This is a genomic window from Azospirillum brasilense (assembly GCF_005222205.1).
GTDB lineage: Bacteria > Pseudomonadota > Alphaproteobacteria > Azospirillales > Azospirillaceae > Azospirillum > Azospirillum brasilense_G.
The window spans coordinates 2,402,897-2,425,256 of record NZ_CP032345.1 but is presented as its reverse complement, the minus strand read 5'-3'; the positions used below and the strand labels follow the sequence as shown (position 1 = coordinate 2,425,256).

Annotated in this window: 23 protein-coding genes; 17 read left to right on the top strand and 6 right to left on the bottom strand. The window is 67.9% G+C overall.

Annotation, left to right across the window (positions count from 1 at the left end; all coding sequences use genetic code 11):
- The first annotated feature begins 78 nt into the window (after nucleotides 1–78).
- On the top strand, nucleotides 79–1,962 hold the full coding sequence (gene nifA, locus D3869_RS11615; RefSeq protein ID WP_137140166.1) for a nif-specific transcriptional activator NifA: 1,884 nt from the start codon (nucleotides 79–81) through the stop codon (nucleotides 1,960–1,962).
- An 84-nt stretch (nucleotides 1,963–2,046) separates the two neighbouring features.
- Here the strand turns inward: nifA and D3869_RS11610 are convergent, their stop codons facing one another.
- Complete coding sequence (locus tag D3869_RS11610) at nucleotides 2,047–3,093, bottom strand: hypothetical protein (RefSeq protein WP_137140165.1); 1,047 nt, start codon at nucleotides 3,091–3,093, stop codon at nucleotides 2,047–2,049.
- A gap of 265 nt (nucleotides 3,094–3,358) precedes the next feature.
- Here D3869_RS11610 and D3869_RS11605 point away from each other — a divergent pair, with 265 nt between their 5' ends.
- The 12 genes from D3869_RS11605 (at nucleotide 3,359) to D3869_RS11550 (ending at nucleotide 12,308) form a co-directional block, all read left to right on the top strand.
- Complete coding sequence (locus tag D3869_RS11605; RefSeq protein ID WP_137140164.1) at nucleotides 3,359–4,249, top strand: adenylate/guanylate cyclase domain-containing protein; 891 nt, start codon at nucleotides 3,359–3,361, stop codon at nucleotides 4,247–4,249.
- Nucleotides 4,250–4,536: 287 nt separating this feature from the next.
- Nucleotides 4,537–6,093 carry a nitrogenase cofactor biosynthesis protein NifB gene (nifB, locus tag D3869_RS11600; RefSeq protein ID WP_137140163.1) on the top strand — a complete coding sequence of 519 codons (1,557 nt, stop codon included), beginning with the start codon at nucleotides 4,537–4,539 and terminating at the stop codon, nucleotides 6,091–6,093.
- Between the two features lie 79 nt (nucleotides 6,094–6,172).
- The gene (locus D3869_RS11595) at nucleotides 6,173–6,364 is read left to right on the top strand and encodes a 4Fe-4S binding protein (RefSeq protein ID WP_014239802.1); all 192 of its coding nucleotides are present in this window, start codon (nucleotides 6,173–6,175) and stop codon (nucleotides 6,362–6,364) included.
- A gap of 44 nt (nucleotides 6,365–6,408) precedes the next feature.
- Complete coding sequence (locus tag D3869_RS11590) at nucleotides 6,409–6,960, top strand: hypothetical protein (protein ID WP_137140162.1); 552 nt, start codon at nucleotides 6,409–6,411, stop codon at nucleotides 6,958–6,960.
- Complete coding sequence (locus D3869_RS11585) at nucleotides 6,957–7,730, top strand: 4Fe4S-binding leucine-rich repeat protein (RefSeq protein WP_137102576.1); 774 nt, start codon at nucleotides 6,957–6,959, stop codon at nucleotides 7,728–7,730. Before D3869_RS11590 ends, D3869_RS11585 begins: the two co-directional genes overlap by 4 nt.
- 41 nt (nucleotides 7,731–7,771) lie before the next feature.
- Entirely contained in the window at nucleotides 7,772–8,068 is a 297-nt protein-coding gene (locus D3869_RS11580) for a nitrogen fixation protein NifZ (RefSeq protein ID WP_094307455.1), read from the top strand.
- Between the two features lie 23 nt (nucleotides 8,069–8,091).
- Nucleotides 8,092–8,403, top strand: a complete 312-nt coding sequence (locus tag D3869_RS11575) for a nitrogen fixation protein NifZ (RefSeq protein WP_014239798.1) — start codon at nucleotides 8,092–8,094, stop codon at nucleotides 8,401–8,403.
- Nucleotides 8,404–8,437: 34 nt separating this feature from the next.
- The gene (locus D3869_RS11570) at nucleotides 8,438–9,589 is read left to right on the top strand and encodes a cysteine desulfurase family protein (protein ID WP_137140161.1); all 1,152 of its coding nucleotides are present in this window, start codon (nucleotides 8,438–8,440) and stop codon (nucleotides 9,587–9,589) included.
- A gap of 38 nt (nucleotides 9,590–9,627) precedes the next feature.
- Nucleotides 9,628–9,837 (top strand): putative nitrogen fixation protein NifT, encoded by a 210-nt coding sequence (gene nifT, locus D3869_RS11565; protein ID WP_035672252.1) that lies wholly within the window; start codon nucleotides 9,628–9,630, stop codon nucleotides 9,835–9,837.
- Between the two features lie 5 nt (nucleotides 9,838–9,842).
- Nucleotides 9,843–10,127 carry a hypothetical protein gene (locus D3869_RS11560; protein ID WP_137140160.1) on the top strand — a complete coding sequence of 95 codons (285 nt, stop codon included), beginning with the start codon at nucleotides 9,843–9,845 and terminating at the stop codon, nucleotides 10,125–10,127.
- A gap of 14 nt (nucleotides 10,128–10,141) precedes the next feature.
- Nucleotides 10,142–11,332 carry a DegT/DnrJ/EryC1/StrS family aminotransferase gene (locus D3869_RS11555; protein WP_175426443.1) on the top strand — a complete coding sequence of 397 codons (1,191 nt, stop codon included), beginning with the start codon at nucleotides 10,142–10,144 and terminating at the stop codon, nucleotides 11,330–11,332.
- Between the two features lie 85 nt (nucleotides 11,333–11,417).
- Nucleotides 11,418–12,308: an SIR2 family protein gene (locus D3869_RS11550; protein ID WP_137140159.1), complete on the top strand. Its 891-nt coding sequence runs from the start codon at nucleotides 11,418–11,420 to the stop codon at nucleotides 12,306–12,308.
- Nucleotides 12,309–12,473: 165 nt separating this feature from the next.
- Here the strand turns inward: D3869_RS11550 and D3869_RS11545 are convergent, their stop codons facing one another.
- From D3869_RS11545 to D3869_RS11525, 5 genes are all read right to left on the bottom strand, one after another.
- Complete coding sequence (locus D3869_RS11545; RefSeq protein WP_137140158.1) at nucleotides 12,474–13,100, bottom strand: FMN-dependent NADH-azoreductase; 627 nt, start codon at nucleotides 13,098–13,100, stop codon at nucleotides 12,474–12,476.
- 149 nt (nucleotides 13,101–13,249) lie between these two features.
- Nucleotides 13,250–14,017: a class II glutamine amidotransferase gene (locus tag D3869_RS11540; RefSeq protein ID WP_137140157.1), complete on the bottom strand. Its 768-nt coding sequence runs from the start codon at nucleotides 14,015–14,017 to the stop codon at nucleotides 13,250–13,252.
- A gap of 75 nt (nucleotides 14,018–14,092) precedes the next feature.
- Nucleotides 14,093–14,521, bottom strand: coding sequence for an ArsC/Spx/MgsR family protein (locus tag D3869_RS11535; protein ID WP_137140156.1), 429 nt, complete (start codon nucleotides 14,519–14,521; stop codon nucleotides 14,093–14,095).
- Between the two features lie 8 nt (nucleotides 14,522–14,529).
- Nucleotides 14,530–15,423 (bottom strand): ADP-ribosyl-[dinitrogen reductase] hydrolase, encoded by an 894-nt coding sequence (draG, locus tag D3869_RS11530; protein WP_137140155.1) that lies wholly within the window; start codon nucleotides 15,421–15,423, stop codon nucleotides 14,530–14,532.
- A gap of 27 nt (nucleotides 15,424–15,450) precedes the next feature.
- A complete protein-coding gene (locus D3869_RS11525; RefSeq protein ID WP_137140154.1) occupies nucleotides 15,451–16,338 on the bottom strand; it encodes an NAD(+)--dinitrogen-reductase ADP-D-ribosyltransferase in 888 nt (295 codons plus the stop codon).
- Between the two features lie 344 nt (nucleotides 16,339–16,682).
- Here D3869_RS11525 and D3869_RS11520 point away from each other — a divergent pair, with 344 nt between their 5' ends.
- The 4 genes from D3869_RS11520 to nifK all read left to right on the top strand — a co-directional run bounded on the left by D3869_RS11520 (nucleotide 16,683) and on the right by nifK (nucleotide 22,245).
- Nucleotides 16,683–17,921 carry a hypothetical protein gene (locus D3869_RS11520; protein WP_247895630.1) on the top strand — a complete coding sequence of 413 codons (1,239 nt, stop codon included), beginning with the start codon at nucleotides 16,683–16,685 and terminating at the stop codon, nucleotides 17,919–17,921.
- A gap of 271 nt (nucleotides 17,922–18,192) precedes the next feature.
- Complete coding sequence (nifH, locus tag D3869_RS11515; RefSeq protein ID WP_014239786.1) at nucleotides 18,193–19,074, top strand: nitrogenase iron protein; 882 nt, start codon at nucleotides 18,193–18,195, stop codon at nucleotides 19,072–19,074.
- Between the two features lie 141 nt (nucleotides 19,075–19,215).
- Nucleotides 19,216–20,655 (top strand): nitrogenase molybdenum-iron protein alpha chain, encoded by a 1,440-nt coding sequence (nifD, locus tag D3869_RS11510; protein ID WP_014239785.1) that lies wholly within the window; start codon nucleotides 19,216–19,218, stop codon nucleotides 20,653–20,655.
- Between the two features lie 30 nt (nucleotides 20,656–20,685).
- The gene (gene nifK, locus D3869_RS11505; protein ID WP_137140152.1) at nucleotides 20,686–22,245 is read left to right on the top strand and encodes a nitrogenase molybdenum-iron protein subunit beta; all 1,560 of its coding nucleotides are present in this window, start codon (nucleotides 20,686–20,688) and stop codon (nucleotides 22,243–22,245) included.
- Nucleotides 22,246–22,360 lie beyond the last annotated feature (115 nt).

Sequence of the window (22,360 nt, the reverse complement as noted above, 5' to 3'; positions counted from 1 at the left end):
GGCGCCGTGCCGGGATCGGATCGACGAGCGCGCTGGCGCGCGGCGTCCGGAGTCCCGGTTGAGCAGGGGGTGTCGATCATGCCGGGTGCAATGCGCCAGTCCACGTCGAACCTGGAGCTGCTGACCATTTATGAGGTCAGCAAGATCCTCGGTTCCTCTCTCGACCTCCAGCAGACCCTGCGCGAGGTGCTTCGCGCGCTGGCCTACCAGCTGCAGATGCACCGCGGGCGCGTCTATCTGGTCGGCGAGGACAATGTGCTGCGGCTGGTCGCCGCGAACGGCCTGTCGAACGAGGCCGCGGCGCAGATCGAATTCCGCGACGGTGAAGGCATCACCGGCCGCATCCTGAAGACCGGCATGCCCGCCGTCGTCCCGAACCTGGCGGAGGAACCGCTGTTCCTCAACCGCACCGGCGGGCGCGAGGATCTGGACGAGCAGGTGGCCTCGCTGGTCGGCGTGCCCATCAAGGCGGCGGGGGTGGTCGTCGGCGTGCTGACCATCGATCGCATTTCCGACGAAGGGCCGCAGGGCCATTTCGGCAGCGACGTCCGCTTCCTGACCATGGTCGCCAACCTGATCGGACAGACCGTGCGGCTGCACCGCACCGTGGCCGAGGAGCGCCGCTTCATGATGCGGGAGACCTTCCGCATGCAGAAGGAGCTGCGGCCCATCGCCGCCCCGATCAATGACGTGGTCTGCACCAGCCCGAACATGCTGGAGGTGATGGCCCAGGTCCACCGGGTGGCGCCCTTCAAGTCCACCGTGCTGATCCGCGGCGAGAGCGGCACCGGCAAGGAGCTGATCGCGCGGGCCATCCACAACATGTCGCCGCGCAAGGACGCCCCCTTCATCCGGGTGAACTGCGCCGCCCTGCCCGAATCGCTCCTGGAATCGGAGCTGTTCGGCCATGAGAAGGGCGCCTTCACCGGCGCGCAGAAGGACCACAAGGGCCGGTTCGAGCTGGCGTCGGGCGGCACGCTGTTCCTCGACGAGATCGGCGACATCTCGCCCAACTTCCAGGCCAAGCTGCTGCGCGTGCTGCAGGAGCAGGAGTTCGAGCGGGTCGGCGGGTCCAAGACCATCAAGACCGACGTCCGGCTGATCTGCGCCACCAACCTGAACCTGGAGGAAGCGGTCGGCCACGGCAAGTTCCGCGCCGACCTGTATTTCCGCATCAACGTGGTGACGATCCATCTGCCGCCGCTGCGCGAACGGCGCCAGGACATCGGCCCGCTGGCCCGCCATTTCGTGGCGAAGTTCGCCAAGGATAACGGCATGACCCTCGTCATGGAGGACGAGGCGCTGGAGGTGCTGAACCGCTGCACCTGGCCCGGCAACGTGCGCGAGCTGGAGAACTGTATCGAGCGCGCGGCCACCCAGTCGCGCGACGGCGTCATCCGCACCGAGTCCCTGTCCTGCAGCCTGAACCTCTGCAACTCCTCGGTCCTGTTCCAGTACCGAACGCTGGGCGCGTCGGTCGGCGGGCTCGCCCCCTCCATGGGGCCGGGGGCCGTCAACCGCGTTCCTCCCGGACGCCCCGGCGGTCCGGCGCCGGCCAACGCGCCGAAGCCCCCTGCCATCCCGACTCCTGTGCCGGAACCGGTGGGTGCCGGCGGCGGCGCGTGGCCGGCCTGCGCGTCGGGCTGTTCCGCCGGGCCGTCGCCGGTCTGCGGCGCCGCCCAGCCGGTGGTTCCGGTCCCGCTGATCCCGCTGCCCCTGCCCGAGCCGAGCGCGCCGGCCGCCGTAGCTCCCGCGCCCGCATCGGCTGCCAACGCCGCCCCGCCGCCCGCCGCCGATGTGCCGCTGGACGAGCCGGAGTCGGGATCGCTGCGCGACCGATTGCTCTGGGCGATGGAGCGCACCGGCTGGGTGCAGGCCAAGGCCGCGCGCCTCCTCGGCATGACGACCCGTCAAGTGAGCTACGCCCTGCGCAAGTACAACATCGAGATCAAGCGCTTCTGAGGGACGGGGCGTCACTTGGCGCCCGCGCTCCCCTTCCGGTCAATGATGGGCCGATCAATGATGGGCCGATCGGTAACGGGCCAATCAGTAACGGGTTGCCAAACCGATCATATACGCGCGATCCACCGGCTGCCCCTGAGCAGCGGCGACGCCCGCTGGTGAAGGCGTCGGGAGGCCCTGGGGGCGCTGGATATGGTCGGGACGGTCGACCTGATACACCGTGTGCCCGCCCAGTTCACCGACCTTGCGCAGGTTCGCGACGGACGCCTGCAGAAACTCGCGCAGCTTCTTGCCGTAGTCGAGGGGATTCGGGTAGTCGCTGGCATCCGGCGGCGAAGCGCCCGGTGGCGCGGTCAGGGGCTTGACCAGGGCGTCGTCCACCGAATAGTCCTGATCGGCCGCGACCTTTCGGGAGGTCGGCAAGCCTGCCCGCTCCGACAGGATGGCCGCGGCGTCCTCTTCGCCGGTCTTGCGCAGCGCCTTGTCGATCGCGTCGAGATCGACGCCCAACGCCTTCAGGCTGTAGGTGGCATCCCCCTGCTTTTTGGTGGAATTCAGGCGGGAATCGGCAAAGTCCATCGAGAAGAAGCCCGGCATGATGTGGCGCGACATCCCCATCCGGTCCTTCGCCAGGAGCGGGTTCATCGTCCGCGCCGCCAGATCGTTCGACGCCGCCGCCCGTTCATCCTCGCCCATCGCCGCGGTCAGCTTGTCCATCAGCGACGACCGCCGGGCCAGAGTCTGGGACAAGGCACCGCGCAGATCGTCGACGCTGGCCGCCTCATCGAAGAAAAGATCGGCGTGATCGTTGTTGTACATGCGCTGCGTCGCGCCCATGGCGCTGACGCGGGCCTGCTTCAGCCGCTGCGTGAGCGCGTCGTTGACCGTCTCGCCGCTGATCTTCCCGCTGTCGACGAGATCGACCAACCGCTGACGCTGGGCGTCCGACAGGGCACCGAAGGCGGTCAATCCGTCGCCGCGAAGCGCCCCGCCCAAGCCGCTCAGCGCCACGCGATCGGACGCGGCACCGCCGCTCGTGGCGGCCGCCTCCGGCGACGCCGAGGTTGCCGGTGGCGATCGGGATGGGAGCGGAAGCGAAGGGGCCGTGGATGCGACGCCGGACACCGTCATGGTCCTCTCCCTTGAATGGCAATGCCGGCGGCGGCACGCTTCCCACCGCGGCCAACGCCCGCTATGCATCCTATGAGGGAAAAAGATATCGATCAACACCTCCGCCGAGGACCGGTCGGCGCTTTGGCCGTGGCACGACAGCGGCGCGGCCGGCGGCTCCCAAGCCCCCTGTAACCGTTACGAACGGTTGTGATATGACAGTGGAACACCGGCTTTACGCTGTGCCCCGCCTCCCGCAACCTCCAGCTTCGGGCCTTTGCACGAGATGGAAAAGCCCCTCGCGCTCCTCTTCGTGGACATCGCCGACAGCACGCTGCTCTATGAACTGGCGGGCGACCGCAAGGCGGCGGCGCTGACCCAGCGGGTGCTGGAGGGTCTGCGCCGGATCGTCGGGGAGAACGGCGGCGCGGTGGTGAAAAGCCTGGGCGATGGACTGCTGGCCTGCTTCCCCGCCAGCGACGACGCCGCCCGATCCGCGCTCGCCATGATGGAACGGCAAGGGGACTTCGGTCTGCGCCTGCGCGCCGGATTGCATTTCGGCCCGGTGATCGCCGGCCCCGGCGATCTTTACGGCGACGCCTGCAACGTCGCCGCCCGGCTGGAAGCCATCGCCCGCCCCGGCGAGATCCTGGCGAGCGACGATCTGGTCGACCGCCTCTCCCCGGCCCTGCGGAAGCGGGCCCGCCTTCTGAACAGCGTGTCGGTGAAGGGAAAGGCGGCCCCGGTGCGGGTCCACCAGATCCGCGACGGCGACGCCACGCCGGAGGCCGAGGACAACGCCACCGTCGGCCTGCCCCTGTCCGAGCCCGGCAGCGGGCGCGGCCTGCCCTCCCTGCGCCTGTCCGGGCGCGGTGCCGACGCGACGCTGACCCCGCTGCTGCCGCGCGTCACGGTGGGGCGCGACGAGGGCTGCGGCCTGCGCATCCCGTCGCGCCGCACCTCGCGCCAGCACGCGGTGATCGACTTCAGCCGCGGCGGCTTCCTGCTGACCGACCATTCGACCAACGGCACCTTCATCCGCACGGGCGAGTCCCCCTCCCTGCTGCTGCGCCGCGATTCGACGAAGCTGACCGGCCGCGGCCTGATCGGCTTCGGGGGTGAACCGCTGCGCCCGGATGAGGACCATGTCCTTGCCTTCCAGGTGGGGAGCGCGTGATACCCCCGTTATCATAGGGCAGTGCAGTCGGCCTTCTTAACCCTCTCCTCCCTGGGGAGAGGGGATTTTAGACGCAACCCCTGACACCATGTCAGGTCCCCGACAGGCGGCGTGTTTGTCGGCCATTGTTTGGCTTTGTCCGCCTTTGTCGGATTGCCGACATGGCCCACAGGCCCGACACAGCCGCCTAACCATCTGAAACTCCACAATTCCACCGGTTGGCCCCGAACTTGCTTTTATCGACCTGACCAAGGGCGCCGACGGCGCGGCTGGGAAGGGAGTGGACGATGGCCAACGTTATTTCGCTCGACAGCATCCTGGGCGTGGGTGAGCTGAAGGCCCCCGCCGAGGCGCCGCCCGCCGCCGCGTCCGGCTGCGCGTCCTCCTCCTGCGGGTCGTCGGACGGCCCGGCCGACATGGCGCCGGAGGTGTGGGAGAAGGTGAAGAACCACCCCTGCTACTCCGAGGAGGCGCATCACTATTTCGCCCGCATGCACGTCGCGGTGGCGCCGGCCTGCAACATCCAGTGCAACTACTGCAACCGCAAATACGACTGCTCGAACGAGAGCCGGCCGGGCGTGGTCTCCGAGAAGCTGACCCCCGATCAGGCGCTCCGCAAGATCATGGCGGTGGCCAAGGAAATCCCGCAGCTCTCCGTCATCGGCATCGCCGGCCCCGGCGACAGCCTGGCGGCGGGCGGCAAGAACACCTTCAAGACCTTCGAGATGCTGGCGAAGAAGGCGCCGGACCTGAAGCTGTGCCTGTCCACCAACGGTCTGGCCCTGCCCGACCATGTGGACACCATCGCCAACTACAACATCGACCACGTCACGATCACCATCAACATGGTCGATCCCGAGGTCGGGCAGCACATCTACCCCTGGATCTTCCACGACCACAAACGCTGGACCGGCCTGGACGCCGCCAAGATCCTGCACGAGCGCCAGATGCTCGGGCTGGAGATGCTGACGTCGCGCGGCATCCTGGTGAAGGTGAACTCCGTCATGATCCCGGGGATCAACGACGAGCACCTGATGGACGTGAACAAGGCCGTGAAGTCGCGGGGCGCCTTCCTGCACAACATCATGCCGCTGATCTCCGACCCGGCGCACGGCACGCATTTCGGCCTGACCGGCCAGCGCGGCCCGACCGCGCAGGAGCTGAAGGTCCTGCAGGACCAATGCGAGGGCGGGGCCAAGCTGATGCGCCACTGCCGCCAGTGCCGCGCCGACGCGGTCGGCCTGCTGGGCGAGGACCGCGGGTCCGAATTCACCATCGACCAGATCGAGGCGATGGGCGAGGTGGAGTACGACCAGGAGGCCGCCCGCACCTACCGCGAGCATGTCGAGGGCGAGCGCGCCGGGCGCCACGCCGCCAAGGCCGCAGCACAGGCCGACGTGGCCGAGACGGTCGGCACCGAAGTGCAGCCGATCCTGATCGCCGTCGCCACCAAGGGAGGCGAGCGCATCAACGAGCATTTCGGCCACGCCAAGGAATTCCAGATCTACGAGGTCAGTCCGAAGGGCGCCAAGTTCGTCGGCCACCGCCGCGTCGACCAGTATTGCGAAGGCGGCTCGGGCAACGAGGACGCGCTCGGCGGCGTGCTGTCGGCGATCAACGACTGCACCGCGGTCTTCGTCGCCAAGATCGGCGGTTGCCCGTCGCAGAACCTCAAGGACGCGGGCATCGAGCCGGTTGACCGCTTCGCCTTCGAATACATCGAGGAGTCGGCATTGACCTACTTCAAGGACTACGCCGAGCGTCTCGGCCAAGGTGCGATCAACGCCCGCGAGGGGCAGGACGCGGTGATCCGCACCGGCGCCTTCACCGCCCTGCGCGCCTGATACCCAAGAGACCGACCAGAACACACGGATTTACCCGGCGGCCCACCGCAACAGCCGCCCCACCTGCAAGGAGAGTGTCATGGCTTACAAGATCAAGGCTTCGGACTGCACCGCCTGCGGCGCCTGCGAGGCCGAGTGCCCGAACAACGCCATCAGCTTCAAGAAGGGCGCCTACGCCATCAACGCGGACCTGTGCACCGAGTGCAAGGGCCAGTTCTCCAGCCCGCAATGCGCCTCGGTCTGCCCGGCCGACTGCTGCGTCCCGGCCTGATCGCCCGAAACCCCTCTCCCGTCCCATCACGGGAGAGGGTGTCCATGGAGCGCACCGCCATGCTGGACGAGGTGGATGAAGGCTGGCTCAACCGCCGTTACTACGGCGGCGACCTGCCGCCCGAAGCGGAGCGGTTCCTGCATCTCGCCGCCGCCAGCCACGCCGACGCCGGGGCGGCGGAGCGTTACCTCGCCCGCGCCGCAGAGCTGGCGCCGGGGCACCGGCTGGTCGATCTCGGCCATTACAAGTTCCACTTCTACAAGGCGAACCTGGACACCGCCCTGCTCTACGGCGAGCGGATGCTCGGCCACGCCATGGCGGCCATCGGCCTGAACCACGCCGACTGGCGCATGGTTGGCCAGGACTCTTCCAAGTCATTGGGGGCGGACTTCGCAGGTCTGGAGCCGGCCCCGCGCCTGTTCCTGTTCGCCCTGACCGCGGTCGGCTACCTGCATCTGCGCCTGGGCCGTCTGGCCGAAGGGCGCGAGGCCCTGAACAAGGTCCGGGACCTGGACCCGAAGGACCGCTTCGGAACCACCCGCCTGCTCGCCGCCGCCGACCGATACGAAGCCGGCCCGGAGGACGACGACGCATGAGCGACGACATCGACAAGGCGCTGGACTGGCTGGGCAACCCCGTCGACTGCGATGGCTGTCCCTACCGCGACCGTCTGGCCGAAGGGCGCTGCGAGCCGCTGCGCGCCTGCGTGCAGGACCGCTACGCCAAGCGCATCCAGCGCTTCTTCCAATGGAACGACGATCTGGCGGGCGAGCATCTCGACCATCCCTATTTCGAGGTCCGCGCCAACGCCGCCCGCTTCGCGCCGATCTTCATCGTGCCGCGGTTGATGGACGATCCGGACGAGACGGTGCGCGCCGCCGTCGCCCGCCGCCTGCCCCGCCGCCTGCTGTTGAAGATGCGCGGCGACCCCGATCGAGAGGTGCGCATCGCCGTCGCCTCCCGGCTGGAGGACGCCGACCTCTCGCCGTTGATGCGCGACCCGGACTATTCCGTGCGCCTGCGCGTCGCCCGCCGTGTGCCCGAAGGCATGCTGCCGGCGATGATGCACGACGAGGACCCGGAAATCCGGCTGGAGGTCGCCAACCGCATCGGGCTGGAGTGGCTGATGAGCATGGCCTGGGACGACAGCGCCCGCGTGCGCATGGTCGTCGCCCGGCGCCTGCCGCCGGAAAAGCTGTCCGCGCTGATCCGCGACGCCGACTGGTGCGTGCGTTTCGTCGTCGCCAGCCGCCTGCCGCCCGAAGACCTCGCCCCGCTGACCGAGGACCCGGTGGATGACGTCCGGACCGTGGCGCAGAAGCGCCGCGCCGGACTGCCCGCCACCGGCGACCTGATCCCCGACTGACGCCCCCGGACCCCCCGACTGACCGGAACAAGGAGCACCGAATGCGCGAGCGCGCCCGCGATCCGAACGAGCCGATCGAACTGGAAGACCGCCCCGCCTTCGAGGAGGGCCAGAAGGTCCGCGCCCTTCGCGACGTGCGCAACGACGGCACCTATCCCGGACGCCCGATGGGCGACTTCCTCATCCGCACCGGGGACATCGGCTATGTGAAGTCGATCGGTACCTACTTGCAGATGTATTACATCTACGGCGTCGATTTTTACGAGAAGCGCATCATCGTCGGCATGCGCGCCAAGGAACTCGAACTGGTCGACGCCCGCTGCAACGACCCGCAATGACCGTCATGCCCAAGGAGCACCCGATGAGCGACGCCGTCACCGAAGCGAAGAAGCCCGGCTTCATCCCGCCCCGCGAACCGCTCTACGACTGGGGCCTGATGGTCACCGCCGCGGTGGACCTCCACAACGACGGCAGCCACCCCAACGCCGAGGACGGCGCGCTGCTCGCCCCGAAAGGCACGCCCGGCACCATCGTGCGCATCGGCCACGCCGAGGGCACGCAGATCCCCGTCTATCTGGTGGAGTTCCCGGCCGGCGTCGTCGTCGGCTGCCTGGAGGAGGAGATCACGCCCGCCGACGGCCGCCGCCGCGGCGTCCCCGGCGTGATGGACTGACCGCCCGCTCCGTGCCACGGCCTGCGATGGACCCATGATCTATCTCGACAACAACGCGACGACCCCGCTGGCGCCCGAGGTGCGGGAGGCGATGTTGCCGCATCTCTCCGGGGAGTTCGGCAACCCCTCCAGCCCGCACGCCGCCGGCATGGCCGCCAAGCGGGCGGTGGGCGAGGCGCGCGCCCAGGTGGCGGCGCTGGTCGGCGCGAAGGCGGCGGACATCCTCTTCACCGCCAGCGCGACGGAGGCCAACCACACCGCCCTGCTCGGCACGCTGCGGGCCGTCGCCGCGGAGCGTCCGGAGCGCCGCCACCTCGTCACCACGGCGGTCGAGCACCCTTCCACGCTCATGCTGGCGGAGGATCTGGAGCGGCAAGGCTGGCGGGTCACCGTCCTGCCGGTGGACGGCACCGGCACCATCGCGCTCGCTGACCTGCGCGACACGGTGACGGCGGAGACGGCTCTGGTCTCCGTCATGTGGGCGAACAACGAGACCGGGGCGATCCAGCCGGTCGCCGCCGCCGCCGACATCGCCCAGGCGCGCGGCGCCCTGTTCCACACCGACGCGGTGCAGGCCGCCGGCCGGCTGCCCATCCGGGTGGACGCGGTGAACGCCGACCTGCTGACCCTGTCCGCCCACAAGATGCACGGGCCGAAGGGCATCGGCGCCCTCTTCATCCGCAAGGGCGTGCCCTTCGCCCCGCTGATCCACGGCCATCAGGAGCGCCACCGCCGCGGCGGGACCGAGAATGTGCCGGCCATCGTCGGTTTCGGCGCCGCCGCCGGCCGCGCCGCCGCCACGGTGGCGGAGGCCGGCGGTCTGGCGATCCTGCGCGACCGGCTGGAGCGCGGCGTGCTCGCCGCCTGGCCGGGCAGCCGGATCAACGGCGAGGGGGCGGACCGCCTGTCCAACACCAGCAACATCCGCTTCGCCGACCCGCAGGGCCGCCCGCTGGACGCGGAGGAGCTGCTGATGCGCCTCGACCGCGCCGGTATCGCCGTCTCCATGGGGGCGGCCTGCGCGTCCGGCGGCAACGAACCGAGCCACGTCCTGACCGCCATGGGCCTGAGCCCGGCGGAGGCCGCGGCCAGCCTGCGCTTCTCCCTCAGCCGCTACAGCACGGCGGAGGAGGTGGAATCGGTCCTCAACGAGTTTCCCGCGCTGTACGCGCGGATCGCGGCCTGACCAGAGAACAGCCAAACACACGACGACTGGAGAGTGACATGAAGGTGATGGTGCGCAAGGCCGGTGAGCAATACACGATCTACGTCGCCAAGAAGGACCTGGAGGAGCCCATCACGGAGATGGAGAAGCCGGGCCTGTGGGGCGGCTGGGTCAAGGTCGCCAACGGCTGGACGCTCGACCTGCCGGAGATGCCGGCGGACACCCGCCTGCCCATCACCGTCGAAGCCAAGAAGCGCGGCGCGGAGTGACCGCCATGGCCCTGTCCCCGGAACGGATCGACGCCATCGCCGCCATGGCCGGCGGCCTCTTCGCGGACGGCACCCGGCTCGACGCCGTGGTCCGCGCCGTGCGCGAGGCGAACCCGGACCTGTCCAACGTCACCGGGGCGCACGCCGCGGTGATGGCGGAGGACGCCTTCCGGGAGGAGCCCGGCTTCAACCTCTACCTCGTGGACGGTTCCAACCATTGCTGGCTCATCACCAACAAGCCGGAGACGGCGACCGGCGTGGTGATCGCGCAGCGGGACGAGGACGACTGAATGAGGATCGCGGAATGACGATGCCCGAAGACGATGCCGTCGCGGACGACGCGGAGCTTGGCGACTACATCCCGCTGATCGATCCTGACATGTCCGAGGCCGAGGTGGCGGTCATCGGCCGAATCCTCACCTCCGGCAGCCTGAGCGACGGGCGGATGACGGAAGGGTTCGAGGAAGCCTTCGCCGCCTGGCTCGGCCGCGCCCACGCGGTCGCGGTGTCCAGCGGCACCATCGCCACGCTGATGGTTCTGAAAGCCTACGGCATCGGATCGGGGGACGAGGTGCTCTGCTCCCCCTTCGGCTGGCATCAGGTGCAGCACGCCATCGCGCTGGCCGGGGCGGAGCCGGTCTTCGTCGACATCGACTACTGGCAGCACACCATCAACCCGGCGAAGGCCGAGGCCAAGATAACGCCGCGGACCAAGGCCATCCTGGCCGGCAACGTCAACGGCCACCCCGCCCACTGGGACGAGCTGCGCGCGCTCGCCACCGACAAGGGGCTGATCCTGATCGAGGATTCGACCGAGGCCATCGGCTCCTCCTACAAGGGGAAGCTGGTCGGCAGCTTCGGCGATTGCGCCGTCTTCGACTTTTCCGAACCCGGCGTGCTGGTGACCGGCGAAGGCGGGATGATCGTCACCGACGACCGCAACCTCGCCCACCAGCTCCGCTACCTGCGCCGGCGCGAGGCGGAGCACCGCAACACGGTGGTCATCACCCGCACCATCCCCTTTCAGGCGGGGATGAGCAACATCACCGCCGCGCTCGGCCTCGTCCAGTTGAAGCGCCTGCCGGAGATCCTGGCGAAGCGCCGGGAGGTGGTCGGCTTCTACGAGGCGGCCATGGCCAGTTTCGAGGGCATCAAGCCGCCCTACAAGGGGCCGGGCGCCGACGACGTGCACCCGATGGTCTACGCCGTCCACCTCGGCACCCGCTTCACCGCGTCGGGGCGCAAGGCGGTGCTGGAGGATCTGGCGACGCACGAGGTCGAGGCGTCGGACTACGGGCAGGCGCTCTACACCCAGCAATATTACCAGGAGCGCGGCGCCAGCCGGGCCGACTGCCCGGTCTGCCAGAAGACGGTCGACCGCGTGCTGGCCCTGCCGCTGCACCACAAGGTCACCGCCGACGAGGTGCAGTTCATCGTGGACACGCTGAAGGACGCCACCGTCAACACGGGGGCGGGCGCGGCGATCTATTTGTAAGCAATTTTCCCTCCCCTGCGAAGCGGGGGAGGGTCAGGGAGGGGGCAAGCGTTCCCACCACGCCACCCAGCCGAACGGGGTTAGCATGACCGACACCGCCGTCCTCGACAGCACGGACACCAGCACGGACACCGACACCATCATCGCGGACATCGCCACGGCGCTGAAGGCGCGGGGCGTGGTGCCCTATCTCGGGCCGGGCGCCTTCGCGCTGCTGCCGGAGGCCGACTGCCCGATCCCGCGCAATTCGCTGGAACTGGCGCAGCGGCTGAACGCCAAGGTCGCCGCACCGGGCCGCATCCGCAGCCAGTTGACCGCCGTCGCCCAGTTCATCGAATCGCGCCGCCACCGCAAGACGCTGGACGGCATCCTGAACGAGATCTTCAAGCGCGAGGTTCCGGCGACACCGGTTCACGCGTGGCTGGCCGCCCTGCCCGCCCCGCCGATGATCGTCGATGTCTGGTACGACAACACGCTGGAAAGCCTGCTGACCGCCGATGCGGGGCGGAGCTGGGGCCAGATCCAGGGCCTGTCCCACCCGCAGGGCGTCGGCGAATGGGTGAAGTACTACGCACCGGAGGGCACGGAGGTCGAGGCCGCCGCGGCGTCGGGCTGGGAAACCCTGCTCTACAAGCCGTCGGGAAGCGCCACCCCGGCGGGGAACTACCTGATTTCCGACAGCGACTTTGTCGAGATCCTGACGGAGATCGACATCCAGACGCCGATTCCCGCCGTCGTGCAGGAACGCCGCAAGGACAGGAGCTTCCTCTATCTCGGTTGCCGCTTCGACCAGGAAATCCAGCGCACCTTCGCCCGCCAGATCGCCAAGCGGTCGTCGGACAGGCACTGGGCGGTGATCGAGGGCGAGCTGTCGAAGAACGAGGCCCGCTTCCTGGAGCTGCAGAACATCACCCGCATCGACTTGCCCTTGGACGAGGCCGTCCGGCGGATCAGCGAAGCGATGGGGGGCAATTAAAGCGAGCGCGTCGCGAAGCTCCCCTCTCCCCTCCGGGGAGAGGGTAGCCCGGAGGGCCGGGTGAGGGGGTTGCGCGTGGCGGATCGTCCGGCACATGCGCACCCCCCTCACCCTAACCCTCTCCCCGGAGGGGAGAGGGGACATCGAGAGGGACCATCTGACCCCTTACGCCGCGACCGGAGTCGCCAGGGCGTCGATCTCCAGCTGGGCGGCGGCCAGCGCCTTGGCGCGGGCGTCCGGACCCATGCCGACGCCCTCGGCGCGGATCACCGTCACGTCGGTGACGCCCAGGAAGCCCAGCACCGTGCGCAGGAAGGCCTCCTGATGGTCCAGCGCGCTCATCGCGGCGTTGGTCGAGTAGACGCCGCCGCGCGTCGAGGCGATGTAGACCTTCTTGCCGCCGGCCAGACCGACCGGGCCGGTCTCGGTGTAGCGGAAGGTGCGGCCGGCCTGGGCGATGCGGTCGATCCAGGCCTTGAGCTGGGTCGGGACCGTGAAGTTGTACATCGGGGCGCCGATCACCACGACGTCGGCGGCCAGGAACTCATCGACCAGCGCGTCGGTCAGGGCCAGCTCCTCCTGCTGGCGGGCGGTCAGGCCTTCCAGGTTGCGGAACTTCACAACCTGCATCAGCTCGCCGGTCAGGTGATCCGGCGGAGCGACGGTCAGGTCGCGGACGGACACCTCGGCGTCCGGCGTCGCCTGGCGCAGCGCCGCGACGATCGAGGCGGTGAGCTGGCGCGAAACGGAGGCGTCGCCCAGCGGGCTGGAGTCGATGCGAAGGATCTTCATGGTCACGTCTTCCTGTCCGGGAAGCGGGGCGCCGGTTCGGCACCGTCACCGCTTCGGTTTGTCTCGGAAGTGACCATAAGCCCGCTTACGCCAATCGATTGAGCCCCGATTTCGCCAATCTTCGTTGCACGGATTGGAACAATCCCCGGTCAGCGCACCCGATTGCCGCCCTTGAACACGACCATCTCGCCGCCTTTCATGACGGTCCAGTTCTCGTCGCGGGTCAGGGGGCGGGTGGCGACGACCGTCACCACGTCGTTGGGCGTCGTCTCCTTGGCGAAGTCGACGCTCATGTCCTCGTCGATCAGCGTCGCCGGACCGAAGGGAGCCTTGCGGGTCAGCCAGGCGAGGTTGGTCGCGCAGTGGCACCACAGGTACCGCCCGTCGCTGAGCAGCATGTTGAAGACGCCCAGCGTGCCGAGGTCGGTGGCGAGGTCGCGGATCAGCCGCATCAGCGCGCCGTTGCTCTTGGGCGGTTCCGGATACTGCATGCGGATCTGGTCGAGCAGCCAGCAGAAGGCGTGCTCGCTGTCCGTCGTCCCGACCGGCTCGTAGAAGGTCAGCGTCCGTTCCTTGATGCCCTTGAGCTGGCCGTTGTGGGCGAAGGTCCAGACGCGGCCCCACAGCTCCCGCGTGAAGGGGTGGGTGTTCTCCAGCGACACCCGGCCGCGGTTGGCGCGGCGGATGTGGGAGATCACCACGCAGGACTTGATGGAATAGCTGCTGACCAGCCGCGCGATCTCCGACTCGCAGCTCGGCGCCGGGTCGTGGAAGGTGCGGCAGCCCTTCCCCTCGTAAAAGGCGATTCCCCAGCCGTCGCGGTGCGGACCGGTCTGCCCGCCGCGGCGCATCAGGCCGCGAAAGCTGAAGCAGATGTCCGTGGGCACGTTGGCGCTCATGCCCAGGAGTTCGCACATGGATCGGCCCCCATCGCTGAAATGTCGGGTTTCAAACAGGACGGGGGCAAACCTACGACAGTCAGGGTTGTCCCGTCACCCCTTTGCGGGTGGTGGGCAGGGCGGCATCCCGGCGCGGGCACAGCCTTCCAGCTTGCCCTCCGGCGCTCCGGCGGCCAGCCCGATCCAGGCGTCCACCCGTTCCGCCTCGAAGCCGCAGTCGCGGCGGTCGCCCACCTGCATCAGCGGGCGGCGGATCAGCAGCGGCGTCTTCAGCATCAGCGCCAGGGCGGCGGCCTCGTCCAGCGCGTCCGGATCGACCTCCCCGCTCTTTACCGCCGGGGCGCTTCGGTTGAACCACTCGGCCACCGGGCGGTCGCCGAAGAAGGGGCGCAGGCGGTCCGCCGTCCAGGGCTCGGACAGCAGGTCGCGGGCGTGGACGGTGTGCCCGGCCTCCGCCAGCAGGGCCTTCTGGCGGTTGTTGCCGGCGCAGCCGGGCTTTTCGAAGAAGATCACGTCGGCCATGGTCGCAGTCACCCCTGCTTGAGCGCCGGGGAGCGGGCGAGCAGCCCGTCCACCTGGGCGCAGATTTCGTTGTAGACGTCGCGGTCGAGCTTGCGCAGCCAGCGCGGCGGGATGGTCTCCACCCCGTAGGTGGCGCCGGCCAGCATGCCGGCGATGGCGCCGGTGGTGTCGGCGTCGCCGCCCTGGTTGACGGTCTCGACGACGCAGGATTCCACGGAATCGGTCTGGAAATAATAGTGCATGACCGTCTGCATTGTATCGACGATGTAGGCGGTGGCGAGGCCGCGGTAGGGCTGGAACTTGAATTGCCGGTGCTGCGCGATGAGCTTGTTCGATTCGTCGCGCACGTCGCGCACGCTGCCGCCCAGCACCAGACGGCGGACCATATGGCCGAGCGTCAGGGTCGCCGCGTCGGACATCGCGTTGCAATGGGTGATGTGCGCCTGCTCCACCGTCCAGCGCTCGAAGGCCGCGTCGTCGCCCAGCGTCGCCAGGGCGACCGGCAGGTTGCGCATCGCCGCCCCGTTGCCGGCGTGATACTCGCTCTCCGGCTCCGACAGGGTGCCGTGCATGATGAAGCGGCGGATGCCGCGCCGTGTCGTGTCCCCGACATCGACGGGAACGCCCTTCAACCAGACGGCGAACTCCTCCGCGGCGCGGCGGGCGTCCCATTCCGGGGCGGCCAGGATGGCGCGGCCGAGATGGATCGACATCTCGGTGTCGTCGGTCACCTGCCCGGCGGGCAGCTTGAGCCAGCCGCCGCCCTTGATGTGCTTGTGCACGCCGTATTGGTGGGCGATCTCGCCCTTTGTCAGAAACTCGACGGTGGCGCCCAGCGCGTCGCCGCAGGCCAGCCCGAGATAGGCGCCCAGCGCGCGTGAGCGGATGGAATGGTCAGTCATGGGCCGGATCTGTCCCGTGATCGGTTGTCAGAGAAGCGACACCCCCACCCTATAGTCCCCGCCGACGACCAGATACTCGCCCTCTCCCTTGAAGGGGTAGCGGGGCAGGATGTCGCGGAAGAAGACCACCTTGGTGAGCGGCACCCAGGTTTCGAGGATGTAGTCCCCGAACTGGCCGGCGATGTCGCGCTCGATGGAAAAGGAGCTGAGGTTGTTGAGGCGCAGGACCGCCGTGCGCTTGTCGGGGCGCGCGACGATGTGGTGCTCCTCGAAATCGTTGACGCCGCGGTAGAGCCGGATGTGGCTGGCGCGGGACGGCATCGGCGCGTCCGGCCAGCCGCGGCGCATCCACCACTGGCAATACTCGTACAGCAGGTCGAGCTGCAGGTTGATGTTGTTGTTGTGGAAGCGGGTGGCGACCTTTTCCTCGCCGTAGGTCCGCCACGCGTCGGAGGCGAAACGGAGGATCGGTTCCTTGTGATAGGTGGGCAGCAGGCCGAACCGGCTCTCCACCCAGCCTTTCAGCACAGCCCCCTCGGCGTTGTTGCTGTCGAACAGCCACCCCTTCAGCAGGCGCAGGTAGCTGGCGCGGTAGCGCCGCCGCCCGTCCGTGCCCTCGGCGCCGGAAAAGTCCGGGTTCAGCCCGAAGGTGAAGGCCATGTAGTGCTGGAAGATGTCGGCGGCGATCAGGCTGTCCGGGCTCTCGTCCAGCGCCTCGAACAGCACGGCGTGTTCGCTGCGCGTGCCGCCGATGCGCAGGCGCCGCGGCTCGTCGTTGAAGGACTCCGCGCACAGCGCGTCCGCCGTCACGTTCAGCAGGTTGGTGCGATGCGCCTTCAGCGCCAGCGGCGAATCCGGATCGATCAGCCGCCCCCGCGCATCCCTCAAGCCGCCGCTCGCCGAACCGTCCGCCATGACATTCCCGAAATCCACAATTCTTTCATGGATACAGCGAACCGGCGCATCCGCCAAGGGTCCGCGTCACCGCGGAGCGGGGCCGTCCGACCCGCAATACATTTCGAATTCAAAAACAATTCGATTAAACAGCCGAAACAACTTTTGGCTTACTCCAAATATCCGAAAAATATCCGTTTGAACGGATGATGAGACGACCCCATAGTTGAACGAACAGGATTCAGTGCGTTGCAAGACGAGGCAAGGCCATGTGGCCGATGAAGCGAAAGGAACAGGAGACGCGCAACCGGGCGGCACAGCCCCCGCGCGTTCTTCTTCCTTCCGCCGTCTCGGAAAAGATGCCGATGCGTTCGGGACGGGCGCCGATTCCGCTGCGCGGCGCCAGGGAGGCCCGCGACGCCGTGACGCTCGCCCGGCTGCTGCGCGGCACCATCACCCCACTGCGCGGCGACGAGGTGCTGGCCCTGTTGGAGCCCCACCGCCCGCGTCTGGTGCCCAAGCCGGTCAACCCGCTGGGCGCCATGCTCGGCCAGCCGCAGGGCCGCCTTCTGGAGGCGCTGCTGCGCCCCACCGCGCCGATCATCCTGGACGTTCTGCTGCCACGCCTGCGCGACCATCTGATCGACCGCGTCGTCCACAACAAGGGCGCCGCCGAGGATGGGCTGCCCGGCGCGCTGGAGGCGGCCACCGCCCTGCGTGCCCTGGTCGCCCTGCTGCGCGGGGCCGGCCGCGGCGCCGTGCTGTCGGTGGTCTCGGCCATCGAGGCGGACGCCCGCGCCGACGCCGACCGGCTGGTCCGCGGCGAGGCGCCGACGGCGAGCACGGAGGACGACCCGGCCGGCGTCACCGCCGGCGCCATGGACAGCCTCGCCCACGCCCTGCTGCGCTTCGAGGCGCGGCGGCTGATGCTGGAGACGCTGGGCGCCACCGTCGCGCTGCGCGACGTCGTCTACCAGTCGCGCCGCCTCACCCGCCACGCGTTGCGCCGGGCGGCGGAGGCCATGGACGGCTTCGGCGCTGACCGCGGCATCAAGGCGCTGCACGCCAGCCTCGCCACGCTGGCCTCGGTGGACGGGCTGCTCGTCGTCGCGATGCGGAACCTCGATGACCAGGAGGAGCACCGCGAGGAGGCCAACGCCTTCGTCGAACCCGCCGACCGCAAGGCGATGAACGACTGCCTGTCGGCGGCGTGGCGGCTTTCCGACACGCTGTTCGATCTTGTCGGAAAGGCGGCCAACGGCGGCGACCTCGACGAGCTGCTGTTCGAGGCGCTGCTCCGCCAGCTCCGCTCCCTGCACCAGTTCTGCACCGACCTCGACCACGCCGGGCGCCCGGCGGTGCTCGACACGCTGGAGCGCCGTCTGGCCGAACGCAGCCGCGCGCTGGCCGGCATCGCCGGGGAGCGCCTCGTCGGCATCCTGCTGGCCCGCCCCGCCGACCCGGCCAAGGCGCGCCGCCTGCTCGCCCGCGGCCAGTCGCTGGCCCAGCTTCTCTATGACATGGGCCAGGACGGCGACGAGCTGGAGGCGTTGGCGCTGCGCCTCGTCGTCGCCCGCGACGCGCTGAACCACGCCGCCGCCTGACGCTGGCTCTGACGCTGGCGGACGACATTCGGCCATCCCTTCCTTTTCATTGCGAGAGACCCGACAAAATGTCGGGCTTTGTCGGGTATGTCACAGGCCCGACAAAGCGGACCGCACTCGTCCGCAATCAATTTTCTTGTTCAATTTCAATGATTTAAAAATTTTTCGCGAACTGGCACGGGGGATGCAGAGAAGGGGTCGAAGCGGCCGCTGGGCAGGCCGCCCCGGAATTGAAGACACCCTGTAGACCCAAGCAAAGGAGTAACCTCCCATGTCTTTGCGCCAGATTGCGTTCTACGGTAAGGGCGGTATCGGCAAGTCCACCACCTCCCAGAACACCCTGGCCGCGCTGGTCGAGCTGGATCAGAAGATCCTGATCGTCGGCTGCGATCCGAAGGCCGACTCGACCCGCCTGATCCTGCACGCCAAGGCGCAGGACACCGTGCTGCACCTCGCCGCCGAAGCCGGCTCGGTCGAGGATCTGGAGCTCGAGGACGTTCTCAAGATCGGCTACAAGGGCATCAAGTGCGTCGAGTCCGGCGGTCCGGAGCCGGGGGTCGGCTGCGCCGGCCGCGGCGTGATCACCTCGATCAACTTCCTCGAAGAGAACGGCGCCTACGACGACGTCGACTACGTCTCCTACGACGTGCTGGGCGACGTGGTGTGCGGCGGTTTCGCCATGCCCATCCGCGAGAACAAGGCCCAGGAAATCTACATCGTCATGTCCGGTGAGATGATGGCGCTCTACGCCGCCAACAACATCGCCAAGGGCATTCTGAAGTACGCCCACAGCGGCGGCGTGCGCCTCGGCGGCCTGATCTGCAACGAGCGCCAGACCGACAAGGAAATCGACCTCGCCTCGGCCCTGGCCGCCCGCCTCGGCACCCAGCTCATCCACTTCGTGCCGCGCGACAACATCGTGCAGCACGCCGAGCTGCGCCGCATGACGGTGATCGAGTACGCGCCGGACAGCCAGCAGGCCCAGGAATACCGCCAGCTCGCCAACAAGGTCCATGCGAACAAGGGCAAGGGCACCATCCCGACCCCGATCACCATGGAAGAGCTGGAAGAGATGCTGATGGACTTCGGCATCATGAAGTCGGAGGAGCAGCAGCTCGCCGAGCTCCAGGCCAAGGAAGCCGCCAAGGCCTGACACCTGGATCCCTGACGGGGCACAGGTCTGAACTGGCCCCCTCCCCAGCCCACCCCGCCTTTGTGCGCGGGGTGGGAGAGAGGGGGCTCGGTCCCGCGCTGCAGTGGCGCGGACAATGAGAGCATGCAGGAGACTGGCACCATGAGCCTGTCCGTGAACGAAGGCGTCGACGTCAAGGGTCTCGTCGACAAGGTTCTCGAAGCGTATCCCGAGAAGTCGCGCAAGCGCCGCGCCAAGCACCTGAACGTGCTGGAGGCCGAGGCGAAGGACTGCGGCGTCAAGTCGAACATCAAGTCGATCCCCGGTGTGATGACCATCCGTGGTTGCGCCTACGCCGGTTCCAAGGGCGTGGTGTGGGGTCCGATCAAGGACATGATCCACATCTCCCACGGCCCGGTCGGCTGCGGCTACTACTCCTGGTCCGGCCGCCGCAACTACTATGTCGGCGACACCGGCGTGGACAGCTGGGGCACGATGCACTTCACCTCCGACTTCCAGGAGAAGGACATCGTCTTCGGCGGCGACAAGAAGCTGCACAAGGTGATCGAGGAGATCAACGAGCTGTTCCCGCTCGTCAACGGCATCTCCATCCAGTCCGAGTGCCCGATCGGCCTGATCGGCGACGACATCGAGGCGGTCGCCCGCGCCAAGTCCGAGGAGCTGGGCAAGCCGGTCGTTCCGGTCCGTTGCGAAGGCTTCCGCGGCGTCTCCCAGTCGCTGGGCCACCACATCGCCAACGACGTCATCCGCGACTGGATCTTCGAGAAGACCGAGCCGAAGGAAGGCTTCGTCTCCACCCCGTACGACGTCACCATCATCGGTGACTACAACATCGGTGGCGACGCCTGGGCCAGCCGCATCCTGCTGGAAGAGATCGGCCTGCGCGTGATCGCCCAGTGGTCGGGCGACGGCACGCTCGCCGAGCTGGAGAACACGCCGAAGGCGAAGGTGAACCTCATCCACTGCTACCGCTCGATGAACTACATCGCGCGCCACATGGAAGAGAAGTTCGGTATTCCGTGGATGGAGTACAACTTCTTCGGCCCGTCGCAGATCGCCGAGTCCCTGCGCAAGATCGCCGCTCTCTTCGATGACACCATCAAGGAGAACGCGGAGAAGGTCATCGCCAAGTACCAGCCGATGGTCGACGCCGTCATCGCCAAGTTCAAGCCGCGGCTCGAAGGCAAGAAGGTGATGATCTACGTCGGCGGCCTGCGTCCGCGCCACGTGGTCGACGCCTACCATGACCTGGGCATGGAGATCGTCGGCACGGGTTACGAATTCGCCCACAACGACGACTATCAGCGCACCCAGCACTACGTGAAGGAAGGCACGCTGATCTACGACGACGTCACCGCCTTCGAACTGGAGAAGTTCGTCGAGGTGATGCGTCCGGACCTCGTCGCCTCGGGCATCAAGGAAAAGTACGTCTTCCAGAAGATGGGCCTGCCCTTCCGCCAGATGCACTCCTGGGATTACTCGGGTCCGTATCACGGCTACGACGGCTTCGCGATCTTCGCCCGCGACATGGATCTGGCCATCAACAACCCCGTCTGGGGCATCATGAAGGCTCCGTTCTAAAGCGGCCTCTGGAAGATAGGAGTAATGAGCATGTCCCACCCCGTTTCCCAGAGCGCCGACAAGGTCATCGACCACTTCACGCTCTTCCGTCAGCCCGAATACAAGGAGCTGCTCGAGCGCAAGAAGACGGAGTTCGAGTACGGCCACTCCGACGAAGAGGTCGCCCGGGTTTCCGCGTGGACCAAGACGGAAGAGTACAAGGAAAAGAACTTCGCCCGTGAGGCGGTCGTCATCAACCCGACGAAGGCCTGCCAGCCGATCGGCGCGATGTTCGCGGCCCAGGGCTTCGAGGGCACCCTGCCCTTCGTCCATGGTTCGCAGGGCTGCGTCGCCTACTACCGCACGCACCTCACCCGCCACTTCAAGGAGCCGAACTCCGCGGTCTCCTCGTCGATGACGGAAGACGCGGCGGTGTTCGGCGGCCTGAACAACATGATCGACGGCCTGGCCAACGCCTACGCGCTGTACAAGCCGAAGATGATCGCCGTGCTGACCACCTGCATGGCGGAAGTCATCGGCGACGACCTCTCCGGCTTCATCAACAACGCGAAGAACAAGGAAAGCGTCCCGGCGGATTTCCCGGTTCCCTTCGCCCACACCCCGGCCTTCGTCGGCAGCCACATCGTCGGCTACGACAACATGATCAAGGGCGTTCTGACCCACTTCTGGGGCACGTCGGAGAACTTCGACACCCCGAAGAACGAGAAGATCAACCTGATCCCGGGCTTCGACGGCTTCGCGGTCGGCAACAACCGCGAGCTGAAGCGCATCGCCGGCCTGTTCGGCATCGACCTGACGATCCTGTCGGACGTGTCGGACAACTTCGACACCCCGGCCGACGGCGAGTACCGCATGTATGACGGCGGCACCACGCTGGAGGCCACGAAGGAGGCCGTCCACGCCAAGGCCACCATCTCCATGCAGGAATACTGCACCCCGCAGTCCTTGCAGTTCATCAAGGAGAAGGGCCAGCAGGTCGCCAAGTACAACTACCCGATGGGCGTCACCGGCACCGACGAGCTTCTGCTGAAGCTGGCCGAGCTGTCCGGCAAGCCGGTCCCGGCGGAGCTGAAGCTGGAGCGCGGCCGTCTCGTCGACGCCATCGCCGACAGCCACACCCACCTGCACGGCAAGCGCTTCGCCGTGTACGGCGACCCGGACTTCTGCCTGGGCATGTCGAAGTTCCTGATGGAGCTGGGCGCCGAGCCGGTGCACATCCTGTCCACCTCCGGCTCGAAGAAGTGGGAGAAGCAGGTCCAGAAGGCGCTCGACGCCTCGCCGTTCGGCAAGTCCGGCAAGGCCTACGGCGGCAAGGACCTCTGGCACCTGCGCTCGCTGCTGTTCACCGACAAGGTCGACTACATCATCGGCAACAGCTACGGCAAGTATCTGGAGCGCGACACCAAGATCCCGCTCATCCGCCTGACCTACCCGATCTTCGACCGCCACCACCATCACCGTTACCCGACCTGGGGCTACCAGGGCGCTCTGAACGTGCTGGTGCGCATCCTGGATCGGATCTTCGAGGATATGGACGCCAACACGAACATCGTCGGCGAGACCGACTACTCGTTCGACCTGGTGCGCTGACCTCCCCCGGCCGGCGCGGGGTCTCCATCCCCCCGCCCGGCCGCTTCCCCGGAGAGCCGGAGTCCACCGCGAGGTGGGCTCCGGCTTTTCCTTTTCCGGCCTGCCGCCTCTCCCC

Excerpts from the sequence above, each read along its gene's own strand:
- D3869_RS11575 (WP_014239798.1), top strand. The coding sequence starts at position 8,092 with ATGAGCGACGCCGTCACCGAAGCGAAGAAGCCCGGCTTCATCCCGCCC.
- nifT (WP_035672252.1), top strand. The coding sequence starts at position 9,628 with ATGAAGGTGATGGTGCGCAAGGCCGGTGAGCAATACACGATCTACGTC.
- D3869_RS11590 (WP_137140162.1), top strand. The coding sequence starts at position 6,409 with ATGGAGCGCACCGCCATGCTGGACGAGGTGGATGAAGGCTGGCTCAAC.
- nifA (WP_137140166.1), top strand. The coding sequence starts at position 79 with ATGCCGGGTGCAATGCGCCAGTCCACGTCGAACCTGGAGCTGCTGACC.
- D3869_RS11585 (WP_137102576.1), top strand. The coding sequence starts at position 6,957 with ATGAGCGACGACATCGACAAGGCGCTGGACTGGCTGGGCAACCCCGTC.
- D3869_RS11545 (WP_137140158.1), bottom strand. The coding sequence starts at position 13,100 with ATGAAGATCCTTCGCATCGACTCCAGCCCGCTGGGCGACGCCTCCGTT.
- D3869_RS11535 (WP_137140156.1), bottom strand. The coding sequence starts at position 14,521 with ATGGCCGACGTGATCTTCTTCGAAAAGCCCGGCTGCGCCGGCAACAAC.
- D3869_RS11550 (WP_137140159.1), top strand. The coding sequence starts at position 11,418 with ATGACCGACACCGCCGTCCTCGACAGCACGGACACCAGCACGGACACC.
- nifK (WP_137140152.1), top strand. The coding sequence starts at position 20,686 with ATGTCCCACCCCGTTTCCCAGAGCGCCGACAAGGTCATCGACCACTTC.
- nifH (WP_014239786.1), top strand. The coding sequence starts at position 18,193 with ATGTCTTTGCGCCAGATTGCGTTCTACGGTAAGGGCGGTATCGGCAAG.
- D3869_RS11580 (WP_094307455.1), top strand. The coding sequence starts at position 7,772 with ATGCGCGAGCGCGCCCGCGATCCGAACGAGCCGATCGAACTGGAAGAC.
- D3869_RS11570 (WP_137140161.1), top strand. The coding sequence starts at position 8,438 with ATGATCTATCTCGACAACAACGCGACGACCCCGCTGGCGCCCGAGGTG.
- D3869_RS11560 (WP_137140160.1), top strand. The coding sequence starts at position 9,843 with ATGGCCCTGTCCCCGGAACGGATCGACGCCATCGCCGCCATGGCCGGC.
- D3869_RS11595 (WP_014239802.1), top strand. The coding sequence starts at position 6,173 with ATGGCTTACAAGATCAAGGCTTCGGACTGCACCGCCTGCGGCGCCTGC.
- nifD (WP_014239785.1), top strand. The coding sequence starts at position 19,216 with ATGAGCCTGTCCGTGAACGAAGGCGTCGACGTCAAGGGTCTCGTCGAC.
- D3869_RS11540 (WP_137140157.1), bottom strand. The coding sequence starts at position 14,017 with ATGTGCGAACTCCTGGGCATGAGCGCCAACGTGCCCACGGACATCTGC.
- draG (WP_137140155.1), bottom strand. The coding sequence starts at position 15,423 with ATGACTGACCATTCCATCCGCTCACGCGCGCTGGGCGCCTATCTCGGG.
- D3869_RS11520 (WP_247895630.1), top strand. The coding sequence starts at position 16,683 with ATGCGTTCGGGACGGGCGCCGATTCCGCTGCGCGGCGCCAGGGAGGCC.
- D3869_RS11555 (WP_175426443.1), top strand. The coding sequence starts at position 10,142 with ATGACGATGCCCGAAGACGATGCCGTCGCGGACGACGCGGAGCTTGGC.
- D3869_RS11525 (WP_137140154.1), bottom strand. The coding sequence starts at position 16,338 with ATGGCGGACGGTTCGGCGAGCGGCGGCTTGAGGGATGCGCGGGGGCGG.
- nifB (WP_137140163.1), top strand. The coding sequence starts at position 4,537 with ATGGCCAACGTTATTTCGCTCGACAGCATCCTGGGCGTGGGTGAGCTG.
- D3869_RS11605 (WP_137140164.1), top strand. The coding sequence starts at position 3,359 with ATGGAAAAGCCCCTCGCGCTCCTCTTCGTGGACATCGCCGACAGCACG.
- D3869_RS11610 (WP_137140165.1), bottom strand. The coding sequence starts at position 3,093 with ATGACGGTGTCCGGCGTCGCATCCACGGCCCCTTCGCTTCCGCTCCCA.